Genomic DNA, 12,617 nt, shown 5'->3' with positions numbered 1-12,617 from the left:
ACTGGAAGTAGTTTACCAGCCCTGGTATCACTTCCACGTTACTTATTCTACGAGGGAGGTTGTTCAAGAATGGATGCACCGAATATCACCAAAATGTCTGCACAGGTGCCCCTGAAGGATTACGACAGGGGACGGCTCGATTTCTTCTACGAGACGATGCTCAAGATCCGAAAGTTCGAGTGTTCCGTGGAGGAAAATTTCCTGGCGGGAAACATCCCGGGGTTCGTTCACCTCTACATCGGGGAGGAGGCCATCGCCACAGGCGTTATGGCGAACCTGACCGACAAGGACTATATCGAGAGCACACACCGTGGACACGGCCACACGGTGGCCAAGGGTGCGGACCTGAATCGCATGATGGCCGAGATATATGGCAAGAAAACGGGGTGTTGTAAGGGAAAGGGCGGGTCCATGCACATCGCCGATTTCAGCGTGGGGATGCTGGGGGCCAACGGCGTTGTCGGCGGTGGGTATAACCTGGCGGCCGGGGCGGCTCTGGCACAGAAGATGCAAAAACGCAAGGACATATCCGTCGTCTTCTTTGGCGACGGCGCGAGCAACCGCGGAACGTTCCATGAGGCGGCCAACTTCGCCTCCGTCTGGAAACTGCCGCTCCTTTTTGTCTGTGAGATGAACGAGTACGCTTCCACTACGCCCTATTTGACGGCGACCTCCGTGGCGGACATATCCCGCAGGGCCTACGGCTACGACATGCCGGCGCTCATCGTCGATGGCAATGACGTTTTCTCCGTCTATGAAGCGGCAGGGAAACTTGTCGAGCACATCCGTGCCGGGAATGGACCTGCTTTCCTGGAATGCAAAACCTACCGCGTCAAGGGGCACTACGTGGGGGACCCCGAGAGGTATCGGACGCGCGAGGAGGTCCAGAAAAATATCGAAGAGCGTGATCCCATCGAGGCCTTCAAGAAACGGGTGCTGGCGGAGAAGGTCTACACTGCCGATGACCTGAAGTCCATGGAGGAGAAGGTGGATGGCCTGATCGCCGCCGCGCTCAAGTTCGCTAAGGAGTCCCCGGAACCGGATGCTTCCGAACTGATGACCGGGATATATGCTTGATTCGAGGTGTGAGAGATCATGACTGTGAAGAACATCACGTTTTCCCAGGCGACGCTGGAGGCCATGGATGAGGAGATGAGCCGCGACGAGCGCGTGTTCGTCATGGGGGAGGACATTGCCCGGCAGGGCGGTATTTTCGGGCAGTTCCGAGGCCTTCCCGACAAGTTCGGGCTGGAGCGCGTTCGGGATACGCCCATCTCCGAGACGGCCATCATAGGTTCTGCGGTAGGCGCTGCCCTGGCCGGGATGCGCCCCGTAGCGGACATGCATTTCGCGGACTTTATCGGAGTGTGTATGGACGAGGTCTTTAACCAGATGGCCAAGGTATATTACATGTTCGGTGCGCAGAAATCCGTGCCGCTGGTGCTCCGGGCGCCCGATGGAATCATCAATCAAGCCGCAGCCCAGCACTCACAGACCGTTGAGGCGTGGTTTGCCCATATCCCGGGGCTCAAGGTGGTCATCCCCTCCAACCCCGCCGACGCCAAGGGGTTGCTGAAGGCCGCTATCCGTGACGAGAACCCCGTCATTTATTTTGAGCACAAAGGACTGTTCCCCATGAAAGGCGATGTGCCGGAGGGGGAACACCTTGTAGAGATAGGCAAGGCCCGTATCGATCGGGAGGGTACGGACCTGACGATCGTCTCCTACTCCATGATGATGCACCATGCGGCCAAAGCCGCGGATCGGCTGGCTGCCGAGGGCGTCAGTGTGGAGTTGATAGACCTGCGCTCGATCTCCCCGTGGGACAAGGAGACGGTCCTGAAGTCCGTAGCCAAGACAGGACGGCTTTGTGTCGCCCAGGAGGCCGTCAAACAGGGCGGCTTTGCAGCGGAGGTCGTGGCGACGATCTGCGAGGAGGGCCTGGAGTACTTGGACGCGCCGATCGCTCGCGTAGGGGCGCCCTTCTCCCCCGTGCCGTTCGCCCGTCCCCTGGAGCAGGCCTATAAAGTGAGTGCGGACACGATCTACGACGCTGTCCGGAAGATTCTATAGGAGCGTATCATGGCTACTGCAATCACGATGCCGAAGCTGGGACTCACCATGACCAGCGGCTCGGTCAAGGAATGGAAGAAGAAGGTCGGCGACACGGTAAAGAAGGGGGAGATCCTCTTTGTCGTTGCCACGGACAAGTTGACGGTGGACTCGGAGAGTCCGGCGGACGGCGTCCTGCTTGCGATTACCGTCAAGGAGGGAGTCGATGTCCCTGTCGGGGGAACGATCGGATACCTGGGGGCCGCAGGGGAGGCGGTCCCCGCGGAAGCGACGGGATCTCCCGCTGCCCCTGAATCTCCAAAGGCAGCGTCTGCCGCAGCGACTCCCCGTCCTGTCGGGGCGCCGGCCCCTGCTGCTCAGGCCTCCGCATCCGGTCCCGTCGCCGCGTCGCCGAAGGCCAAGAGGATGGCACGGGAAAAGGGGATGGATCTCTCCGCCATACAGGGAACGGGCCCGCGTGGCTGGGTGGTTTCGCGGGATGTCCTGGATGCTGAGGAAAGGGGTACCGCCAAGGCTTCACCCGTCGCTTCGCGGATGGCGCGGGAAGCGGGATTGGATCTCGCTTCGCTTGGAGCCTCGGGACGCCTGATGAAGGCCGACGTGGTAGCGTCTATCGCTTCGATGGGCCTGGGCGAGAACGATCGTGTCATTCCCGCCACGCAGATGCGCCGGATCATCGGGGAGCGGATGCTTGAGAGCGTTAACACCATCCCTGCGGTCAACTACTTCGTCGATGTCGATATGAGCGAGCTGGAGGCGCTGCGTAAGCGTTTGAATGATCGGATGAAGGGCGGCGTCAGAATCTCGGTCAACGACATCCTGATGAAGCTCTGTGCCAAGCTCCTGGCGGAAACTCCGATGGCCAACGCCTCGGTGCAGGTCGAGGAAGGGCGGATCACTGGATTTGTGCTGCACGGCTCGGTGAATATCGGACTGGCCATCGCGTTGCCGGGCGGACTGATTGTCCCCAACATCAAGGAGGTCCAGAACAAGGGGCTCAAAGAGATTGCAGAGACCCGCGTGGACTTGGTGGAACGGGCGCGCTGCGGCGCTCTGACCCCGGACGATACCATGGGCGGGACCTTCACCCTCTCCAATCTGGGAATGTCAGGGATCGACAACTTCACTCCGATTATCAACCCGCCGGAGGCCGCAATTCTCGGGGTCGGTTCGACCCGGAAGAAACCGGTGGTCGTGGAGGGGGAGGTCGTTGTCCGCCCCATTGCCTCCTTCTGCCTGAGCGCGGATCATCGTTTGCTCGACGGTGCCGATGCCGCGGCGCTGCTGGCGAAGCTGAAGGAACTCATCGAGAATCCCGAGTTGTTTCTGTTGTAGATGAAGGACGTCGGCTTCGAGGTTCCATGGGCCAGCGGCTCCGATGCTGAAAGCTTGAAGCGATGAAATATTGGAGGCCCGTACAGGGTCGACACGATTCGTAACCTGCCGATTATTTGATTGTGACGGGATTGAGGGGCGAAGCCATCGTCCTTGAGATGGCTTCCCTTTGAAACGAAGGAGTGTTTTTCGTGAAGAAAAGAGTCCTCGTCGTCGGGGGTGGCCCCGGCGGATATGTTGCCGCAATACGCGCGGCGCAGCTGGGTGCCTCGGTGACGGTTATCGAACGTGCACGGCCGGGCGGTACCTGCCTGAATGTGGGGTGTATACCCACAAAGGTTCTCCTTCACGCCGCCGAGCTCTATACCGCGATCCGGGAGGAGGGGCCGACGATCGGTATTTATGCCGATACTCCCCGCTTTGACTGGAGCGCGATCCTGAAGCGCAAGCAGGATGTCGTGGACTACATGGTTGAAGGCGTAGCCGGCCTCCTGAAGGCCAACGGAGTGACGTTGATCTCAGGAACCGCCCGTCTGGCAGGGCCTCGTGCCCTGGAGGTGGAGGGTCGTCGTCTCGAGGCGGACGCCATTATCGTTGCGTCGGGGTCCGAGCCATCGATGCCGCCCGTTCCGGGTTTGGACTTGCCCGGAATCCTTACGAGCGACGGGGCTCTGTCTCTGGAGTCCCTGCCTCGCAGTATCGCCATTGCGGGCGGAGGCGTCATCGGAGTGGAGTTCGCCTCCGTCTTCGCAGCGTTTGGCGTGGAGGTTACGATTGTGGAGATGTTGCCCCAGATCCTTCCGAACGTTGATGCGGAGATAGCTGGGATCCTGCGTAAGTCTCTCGAGGGGCGTGGAGTGTCCATTTACACGGGGGCACGCCTGGGTCGTGTCGCGCGTGATGGGAATGGTTATGTGTTGGAGGTCGATGCGGGCGGGGAGATGAAGCGCCTCTCAGCCGAGCGGGTGTTGGTCGCTACGGGCCGGCGCCCCGTGACGCGGGGCCTGGGCCTGGAGGAGATCGGCGTGGAGGTTCAGCGCGGACGTGTGGTCACGAATGCACGGATGGAGACTTGCGTGCCGGGCGTCTATGCGGTGGGGGACTGCACCAGCCCAATCATGCTGGCGCATGTGGCCGAGCGCGAAGGCGAGGTTGCAGCGGAAAATATCCTGCTGGAGGACGGGCATAAAGTCCATATGGATTACAGGACTGTGCCCAGTGCCATCTATACCTCTCCGGCCGTGGCCTCCGTAGGGCTGAGCGAGGAGGAGGCAAAAAAGCGCGGGCACACGGTCCAGGTTGGGCGTTTCCCTCTGGCGGGAAATGGCAAGAGCATCATTACGAACGATGCGGCTGGGATGGTCAAGATCGTCTCGGACGAGCGATATGACGAGGTGCTGGGCGTTCACATGATTGGTGGCCCCGCGACGGATATGATTGCGGAAGGGGGCTTGGCGCTTCGCTTGGAGGCGACGCTCGAGGAGCTGATCTCCACCATTCACCCGCACCCAACTGTCTCGGAGGCCTTCCCCGAGGCGGCGATGGCCACATGGGGACAGGCCATTCATTTCCCGCCGGAGTAGAGGGAACCACGGCCGCAAGATGCTTCAGACTTGGACGTGAGTGTTGGGGTTGCTCGAAACCGGAAGAGAGGTAGTGGTTGGTTGGCGGGCACAAGGTAACTATGTGCCTAAACGTCATGGCTTATTTCGAAGGAGGCTGGTTTTCATGAAAAAGGGATTGTTCGTTGTCGTTGTATTTTTCCTCGTTTTTCTGTGGAGCGCCCCCTTGTGGGCCGGCCCTGTGACGGTAAGACTGGCCAACGTCGCTCCCGTAGGGGATCCTCGAGACATGGCCTGCGTCAAGTTCGCCGAATTGGTCAAGGAGAAAACTCAGGGTAACGTCGTCGTCGAGGTTTTTTCCGGAGGTACCTTGGGGGACTGGCGGGTGACGATCGAGGGGCTGAAGCCGGGGATCGTAAATGCGGTGATTGAGAGCATCGGGACACTGGAGCCATACACGAAGCTGGCTGGCATCGATCCGTTTCCCTATCTCTACCGTGATTTTGAGCACTTTAAGAAGGTGTGGTACAGCGAAACTGGCGATCAGCTCCTGAAAAAGATCGGCGACGCCGGAGGATTTCGGTTGATTGGGCCCATGTACCGCGGCGCGCGTTACGTCACCAGCAAAAAGAAGTTCTCCAGTCTCGAAGAGCTTCGAGGGCTGAAAATCAGGGCCCCTCAGTTGAAGATGTACCTGAAGACCTGGGAGCTTCTGGGCGCCGCGCCGACTCCGATGGCGGCGACGGAGATCTATACCGGGCTCCAGCAAGGCACGGTGGACGCTCAGGAAAACCCGTTGGATTTCTGCTACAGCTACGCGTTGTACGAGCTCTGTCCCTTCCTGATTGAGACACGCCATGTCCTGAGCAATGACGTCTTCATTTTCGACAAGGCCTATTTCGAGGCCCTGCCCGAGGAGGTACAGAGAGTTCTTATCGAGGCGGCCAATGAGGTGGCCCAATGGCGTACGGCCTACTCTGAAGAGCAGGAACAAGAATACATCCAGAAGTTCAGGGAAAAAAACGTCGAAGTGGTTGCCATTGATACTGCTCCGCTCCGGGAGCGGGTGTCGGAGATCGTCGAGTTGTTCCCCGACTTGAAGGACTTGGTCGAAGAGGTGAATGCCGTAAGGTAAGGGCAACTTGACTCGGATACGGGGCGGACGCCGCTTCTTGAGTTTTGGCTGATTTCAGCGGTGTTTGGGTTATCTCAGGAAGTTTGCGTCTGCCGCCCGTATTCATGAGTGAAAAAGGCAGGAGGTGTTCTCGTGCGCATCTTTACCAGAGTGCTTGATTTCCTTGAAAAGATCCTGAGGCTTGCGACATCGTGTCTTTTTGTCGTGATGGTCGCGTCCATAGCCTATCAAATTGTGTTGCGTTACATCTTTTCCAAGGCCAATGCCTGGTCGGAGGAACTGGCGCGTTATGCCTTCGTCTGGCTCGTCATGTTGGCGGCCTCTCTCGGTGCGCGACGCGGACGCCACATGTGCATCGATTTCATCGTGGAAAAGCTGCCTGTTCTCCTGAAAAACCTTGTTGCGATGACGACACGGTTGTTGGCCGTCTTCTTTTTTCTAGTCCTTGGCTGGAAAGGGAGCGAGCTTCTCTCTTTTACCATGAACCAGAATTCTACGGGGCTCGAAATTTCGATGGCCTTCATCTATCTGGCTATCCCTGTCGGCGCCTTTTTCATGATCCTTTTCTCCGTCGAGGATATCCTCCTTAGATTGGCAGGGGGATCCCTTCCCGCTGCTTCGAAGGAGGCGGTTTAATCATGCATGGTGTACTGATCGGCGCCATCCTGGTTCTGAGCCTTTTGGGCATGCCCATCGGCTATGCGCTCGGTTCGGCGACCCTCCTGGCCCTCCTGTATTCAGGATCTTTTCCTTTGATCTTGATCCCCCAGCAGTTTTTTTCCGGGATCGATTCCTTTCCCATCATGGCCATCCCCTTCTTCATTTTGGCGGGCAACCTGATGACGGCCGGGGGGATCAACCAGAAGTTAATTCGCTTCTGCAATGCCCTTATCGGCTGGGTGTCGGGTAGCCTGGCGATGGTTACCGTTGTCGCTTCCATGTTCTTTGCGGCGATATCAGGCTCGGCGGTTGCTACAGTTGCGGCTATAGGTGGTATCACGATTCCTGCAATGAAGCGGGAGAATTATCCGCCAAGTTTCGCCGTGGCCGTGGCAGCCTCCTCTGGGGTCTGCGGTCCCGTTATCCCGCCCAGTATATGCCTCATCGTCTACGGAGCCGCGCTGTCGATGTCCATCGGCGACCTGTTTCTCGCGTCCGTTGTCCCGGGGATTCTCCTTGGCGGAGTCCTTTGCCTCACGGCATATCTGATCTCAAAAAAACGCGACTTTCCAAGGCACGAAAGGGCTCCCAAAGGGACTGCCCTGAAGGCCGCCAAAGAAGGAATCTGGGCGCTTGTTATGCCCGTCATTATCTTGGGGGCCATTTTCTCCGGGATCGTCACCCCCACGGAGGCTTCGGTCCTGGCGGTCCTCTATGCTCTGGTGGTCGGGGTTGTTCTGCACCGCGATCTCAGGCTCTCGGCGTTGCACCCCATCCTCTGCGAGTCGGCCATAGCAACTGCGACAATCCTTTTCATCCTAGCGGCATCCAAGGCTTCGAGCTGGGTTATCGTGACGTCACGTTTTCCGGAAGCCCTGTCCGCCGCAATCCTGGGCCTGACCCAAAATAAATATCTGATCCTTCTGCTGGTGAACCTCCTGCTTCTGATCGTCGGAATGCTTATGGAGGCCAACGCCGCTCTTGTCATCCTTATCCCGATCTTGGTTCCCCTGGTCACCAGGGTTGGGGTATCCCCTCTCCAATTTGGAGTGGTTATGTCCTTCAACCTTTGTCTGGGGCTGCTGACTCCCCCTGTTGGAGCGGCTCTCCTGTTGGGGAATGACATCGCGGGAGAGCGCATCGAACGCTCGCTGGTCGAGACCATCCCCTTCTTCGCCGCGGGGCTGGGCATCCTGATACTGATAACGTACGTTCCCGAATTTTCTCTGTGGCTCCCTCAATTTTTCAAATAATATCGAAACGGCAGACGCAAATTTTTCAGGGAGGTGGTCTTGATGACATTCGATTTCAAAGACAGAGTAGCTGTGATAACGGGAGGGAGCAGGGGGATCGGCGCTTCGGTTGCTTCGACGCTCGCTCTTGCGGGAGCTCGGGTCGCGATCCTTGATGTTTTGGAGGGGGAAGCCGAACGGACATGTGCTGCCATCGTCTCTCAGGGCGGCTCGGCAAAGGCATTCAAAACGGATATTACGAGTATGAGAGCGGTGAAAGAAGGAAGGGATGAGATCCTTGCCCTCTGGAAAAGGATCGATATCCTTGTCTGCTGTGCAGGCATCGTCCTCTCCAAGCCTTTTGCGGAATGTGACGAGGCAGATTGGGATCGTGTCATGAGCGTCAATGCGAAGGGGGTTTTTACTTGTTGTCAGACGATCCTGCCCGGAATGATGGAACGAAGGTATGGAAAGATCGTCAATGTTTCGTCCGTCGCGGCCAAGACGGGAGGGGGATTTTTCGGCAATCTGATATACGGTGCCTCGAAGGCCGCCGTCATTTCCTACTCGAAGGGGTTGGCGCGTGAGGCTGGCCCCTTTGGAGTGAATGTCAACGTTGTCTGTCCCTCGGCGACCGATACTCCCATGATTGCCGGGCTTACGGGAGACGATCGGCGACGAGTCGTGGATTCGATTTTGCTGAAACGGCTCGCTGACCCCAAAGAAATTGCGAATGCGATCGTTTTTTTAGTCTCCGATTATGCGAGTTTCATCACTTCGGAGGTGCTTAACGTCGACGGCGGCATCATGAAGGGGAATTGATAAACAGGAATGTTTTTTCGACAAAACGGCTTGCGCTTCTTCTAAAAGGGAGGAGCGCAAGCCGTCGGTTTTTTACACCTCATGACAAAATAGCTTAATAGGGATGTATAGTGGCCTTCTAGATAGGGACCATTATAAACAACGTACTTTATTCTTCATAAGGCTATCGCAAACTGTAGATTTGGGGACCCAGAAACGCGTGTCAACAGCCAGGGAATTGACGCGATATGCATAGCGCACTATAATACACTGTGCACATATGTATGCAGACAGGGACTTCAAAAGGGGAGGAGATCGATGTGGGGATTCTCGAGCGCAGCGGGCACAGGCACCTGTGTGCGTTCATCCTGCTTCTGGTAGCGGAGGAAGGCGGATACGGGAGGCGTATATGCCAGCGCCTCGCCGAGGCGTTCCCGGGATTCAAACGGGACTCCTCCACGGTATACCGCTGCCTTCATACGCTTGTCGAGGAGGGGGCTCTGGCCTTCTCCTGGGTCCTTCCCGAGCGGGGGGAGCCTCAGAAGGAGTACCGTCTCACGGAGTCCGGATATGCGGACCTCGAGGAATGGGAGAGGGATATCGCCGTCAGAAAGCGGCATTTCGACACGTTCCTCGAGCGCTGCCATGCTCTGCGCGCGGGAGGGGGACGGGATGTTGCCAAAGAGGAGACGGAGCGGCGGGATACGGCCGCTCGGGAATAATCGTGAGGAGTCCCGGGGGAACCCCCCAGGCAAAAAGTCAAAGAGGAGTGAATCGTATGATGGAAAAGGACGCCAAGACTTACTGGGACGAGTCGGCCGAGGATTTTCAGCACCGGGTCGCGGGGCACGGCTGGAATTTGGAGAAGGATCCCGCTCTGGCTATCCTGAAGCGGATCGGAGCGCTTCAGCCGGAGGGCAGGGTTCTGGACGTCGGATGCGGCGTGGGGCGCCATCTCGGGACGTTCGCCCCGCAGGTCGGTGAGGCGGTGGGCGTGGACGTCTCCAGCCGAATGCTGGAGTTCGCGGCCGAGAACCTGAAACGGTACGGCAACGTCGTCCTCCGGGCCGGCGACTTCAAGAACCCCGATGCCGCCATGGAGGCGCTGCTCTCCTCGGGGTTCGACCTTGTCTTTGCCGCGATGTCCCCCGCCGTCGAGGACTTGGAGAGCCTGCGCCGGATGTGCGCGTGCTCCAGGGGCTGGTGCATGATCGACCGTTTTTTGGAGGAGCGGGACGACGTGAAGGCGGAGGTCTTCGGGGCGGTGGGCTGGGATGTCCGAAACGACCCGCACAATGGGGCGGACCGGATGAAGCTGTTGTGGGACCTCCTCTGGGAGGAGGGCTATTGTCCGCAGATGGAGGTCCACGCGCGCAGGGAGACCTTCGAGCTGGATGCGGAAGCCCTCCTGAAACGCTACGAGCGCTTCTTCCAGGACTGCGGGGTCGAGGGGAGGGCGCGGGTCCGCGAGGTTCTGCAGAAGCGCTCCGAGAACGGCCTGATCCGCAGCGACGTCCGCATCCTCAAGGGGACCCTCTACTGGGACGTCCGGGTGAAGCGCCGCTACCGATAGGGCGCTCCACCCGGACGTCAAACGCCTTTTTCGGCGTGGTTTACTCGAAAAGTTTTTTGAAAGCCCCGTAGCCCTCCCGTTCCAGGTCCGCGACGGGGATGAAGCGCAGGGCGGCCCCGTTGATGCAGTAGCGCATGCCGCCCTTGTCCTTGGGCCCGTCCTCGAATACGTGTCCCAGGTGGCTGTCGCCCGCGCGGCTGCGGACCTCCGAGCGCACCATGCCGTGGCTCGTGTCCATCAGCTCGCGCACCGCCTCGGAATCGATCGGTTTGGAGAACGCGGGCCAGCCGCAGCCCGAGTCGAACTTGTCCGTGGAGGAGAAAAGCGGCTCGCCCGTCACGATGTCCACATAGATACCCGGCTCCGTATGCTTGTCCAGGGGGCTGGAGAAGGGCTGCTCCGTCGCGGCCTGCTGCGTCACCCGGTACTGAAGGTCCGTCAGCCTGGCCTTGATCTCCTCGTCCGACGGACGGACGTAGCCCGAGCGCTCCTTGGGACGGTCCGTCCCCTCCGGGATGTCCCCGAGGCGGTCGAAGTTGACGTGGCAATAGCCGCCGGGGTTCTTCTCCAGGTACTTCTGATGGTACTCCTCGGCCGGGTAGAAGCTCTTCAGGGGCTCCAGTTCCACCGACAGGGGCTTTTCGTGTTTTTTGGCCTCCACGGCAAAGACGCGTTCGGCGGCCGCCCGATCCTCCGCGGCCGAAGGCCCCGTCAGGTAGACTCCTGTCCGGTACTGCGCTCCGAAATCGGCTCCCTGACGATTTTTGCTGGTGGGGTCGATGATGGAGAAAAAGGCCGTCAGCAATTTGTCGAGCGGCAGGCGCGAGGCATCGTAGCGGACGCGCACGGCCTCGGCGTGGCCGGTGTCCCCCTGGCAGACCTGCTCGTAGGTCGGGCTTTTTGTCGAGCCGTTGGCATATCCCACCTCGGTCCCCGCCACACCGGGCACCCGGTCCAGAAAGGCCTGGACCCCCCAGAAACATCCGCCTGCCAGCACGACCTCCCGGATATTCGCGGCGTCGAACGTCTGCCCCTCGTTCGGGTTTCGGGGCAGTCCCTTTCTCGAACCACTGGCGCCCGCCATCCGGATACCGCCTAGGGCGAGAAAGAATACCGCCATCAGAAGCACACCCAACTGTAAATAACGCAAAAAAACCATCTCCTTCCCGTGCCGAAGTCCCTTCTCCGACACGCTTCATATACGACTGAAACAATCGTATTGCTCCCATTATGGCAGGGGCCCTCCGCAGGGCCTTCCGTCGTTTTAGGGATATGTTCCAGGGTCATATTGGGGAGATTGAATCCGTATGAGGGGATTATGGGGAATGAAGGGGAGATAAAGGAGGGAGGAAACTTGAAGACAAAAGGAGGGGAAAGCATGGCGGTAGCGAAAACATGCCCGGGATGGATTACAAAACCCGGCATAGGGTGATAAAATAAAAATTAGGGGGCGATACACCCTCTTTTTGGCTCCGTCCCCGGACCATGCAGGTCGCTTTTGGTTGGATTGTGGGGCTGCAGTGGTTTTGGGATGGACACAAAACCTGAAGAAGGAGCGAAGCGTACAGAGCCCGAGGGAACCAGCGGTCGGGATTCTGAAACTCGTGGAACGACTATGAGAAAAAGAGCTTCCGATAAGGATAAAGATAAGGATAAAAAGGAAGATAAGAATAAAAAGGAAAACGGGGCCGAACAGAACCCCAAGAGTTCTCATACGGAGCGGGAACAGGAGTCCGCTGCGCCTTCGTCCCCGCCCGACGGCGGCAGGGCCTCGACGCGGCGTCCCCACAGGCGAAGGAGCTCCACGGAAAAGGCGGCCCCTGTGGCAGCGGGGCCGACACCCCCCGCCGCCGGGCAGAAAGCATCCTCCGGGGGACATGAGGCAGCCTCGCACGCCGAGGCTCCGGGGGAGGGCGGCGGAAAGCACGGAAACCCTGCCTCCGAAAAAAAGAAGCCCCAAAACAGAGCCAGAAAAAATACCGGTAATAAGAATGCTCCTTCCAAGAAGAGCACCGGTGCGGATGCTCCTGTAACTAAACCGGTTGAAAACAATACCGATAACAAAAATAAGACCCCTAAGGCAGCCGCTGCAGCGAAAGCTGCGACTGAAAAGCACCCCGGTAATAAAAAGAATTCCGATATGTTGAGTATAAAAAATAATACCGGGTCTGAAAAAAGCGCTGGTATTAAAAACGATGTTTCTGGTGATGGGAAGCATGGCAAAAAGGATAATAAAAATAAAACCG

11 protein-coding genes are annotated in these 12,617 nt (G+C 58.5%); 10 read left to right on the top strand and 1 reads right to left on the bottom strand.

The genetic code is table 11. The features are described from left to right. Positions 1 to 69 precede the first annotated feature (69 nt). From ABLA28_RS02940 to ABLA28_RS02895, 10 genes are all read left to right on the top strand, one after another. The gene (locus ABLA28_RS02940) at positions 70 to 1,077 is read left to right on the top strand and encodes a thiamine pyrophosphate-dependent dehydrogenase E1 component subunit alpha (protein ID WP_347712437.1); all 1,008 of its coding nucleotides are present in this window, start codon (positions 70 to 72) and stop codon (positions 1,075 to 1,077) included. Between the two features lie 18 nt (positions 1,078 to 1,095). Beyond that, a complete protein-coding gene (locus ABLA28_RS02935) occupies positions 1,096 to 2,073 on the top strand; it encodes an alpha-ketoacid dehydrogenase subunit beta (protein ID WP_315099311.1) in 978 nt (325 codons plus the stop codon). A 9-nt stretch (positions 2,074 to 2,082) separates the two neighbouring features. Next, positions 2,083 to 3,408: a dihydrolipoamide acetyltransferase family protein gene (locus tag ABLA28_RS02930; protein ID WP_347712436.1), complete on the top strand. Its 1,326-nt coding sequence runs from the start codon at positions 2,083 to 2,085 to the stop codon at positions 3,406 to 3,408. A gap of 191 nt (positions 3,409 to 3,599) precedes the next feature. After that, positions 3,600 to 4,991 (top strand): dihydrolipoyl dehydrogenase, encoded by a 1,392-nt coding sequence (gene lpdA, locus ABLA28_RS02925; protein WP_347712435.1) that lies wholly within the window; start codon positions 3,600 to 3,602, stop codon positions 4,989 to 4,991. A 145-nt stretch (positions 4,992 to 5,136) separates the two neighbouring features. Continuing rightward, complete coding sequence (locus ABLA28_RS02920) at positions 5,137 to 6,105, top strand: TRAP transporter substrate-binding protein (protein ID WP_347712434.1); 969 nt, start codon at positions 5,137 to 5,139, stop codon at positions 6,103 to 6,105. A gap of 132 nt (positions 6,106 to 6,237) precedes the next feature. After that, a complete protein-coding gene (locus ABLA28_RS02915) occupies positions 6,238 to 6,741 on the top strand; it encodes a TRAP transporter small permease (protein WP_347712433.1) in 504 nt (167 codons plus the stop codon). A gap of 2 nt (positions 6,742 to 6,743) precedes the next feature. Further along, positions 6,744 to 8,018, top strand: a complete 1,275-nt coding sequence (locus ABLA28_RS02910; protein ID WP_347712432.1) for a TRAP transporter large permease — start codon at positions 6,744 to 6,746, stop codon at positions 8,016 to 8,018. 42 nt (positions 8,019 to 8,060) lie between these two features. Further along, on the top strand, positions 8,061 to 8,819 hold the full coding sequence (locus ABLA28_RS02905) for an SDR family NAD(P)-dependent oxidoreductase (protein ID WP_347712431.1): 759 nt from the start codon (positions 8,061 to 8,063) through the stop codon (positions 8,817 to 8,819). Between the two features lie 299 nt (positions 8,820 to 9,118). After that, on the top strand, positions 9,119 to 9,520 hold the full coding sequence (locus tag ABLA28_RS02900) for a PadR family transcriptional regulator (protein ID WP_347712430.1): 402 nt from the start codon (positions 9,119 to 9,121) through the stop codon (positions 9,518 to 9,520). A 56-nt stretch (positions 9,521 to 9,576) separates the two neighbouring features. Beyond that, entirely contained in the window at positions 9,577 to 10,371 is a 795-nt protein-coding gene (locus tag ABLA28_RS02895; protein WP_347712429.1) for a methyltransferase domain-containing protein, read from the top strand. Between the two features lie 40 nt (positions 10,372 to 10,411). Here the strand turns inward: ABLA28_RS02895 and msrB are convergent, their stop codons facing one another. After that, entirely contained in the window at positions 10,412 to 11,521 is a 1,110-nt protein-coding gene (gene msrB, locus ABLA28_RS02890) for a peptide-methionine (R)-S-oxide reductase MsrB (RefSeq protein WP_299297802.1), read from the bottom strand. Positions 11,522 to 12,617 lie beyond the last annotated feature (1,096 nt).

Source organism: uncultured Fretibacterium sp., assembly GCF_963544685.1.
Classification (GTDB): domain Bacteria; phylum Synergistota; class Synergistia; order Synergistales; family Aminobacteriaceae; genus CAJPSE01.
The sequence above is the reverse complement of the archived record's forward strand: the minus strand, read 5'-3'. Positions and strand labels throughout refer to the sequence as shown.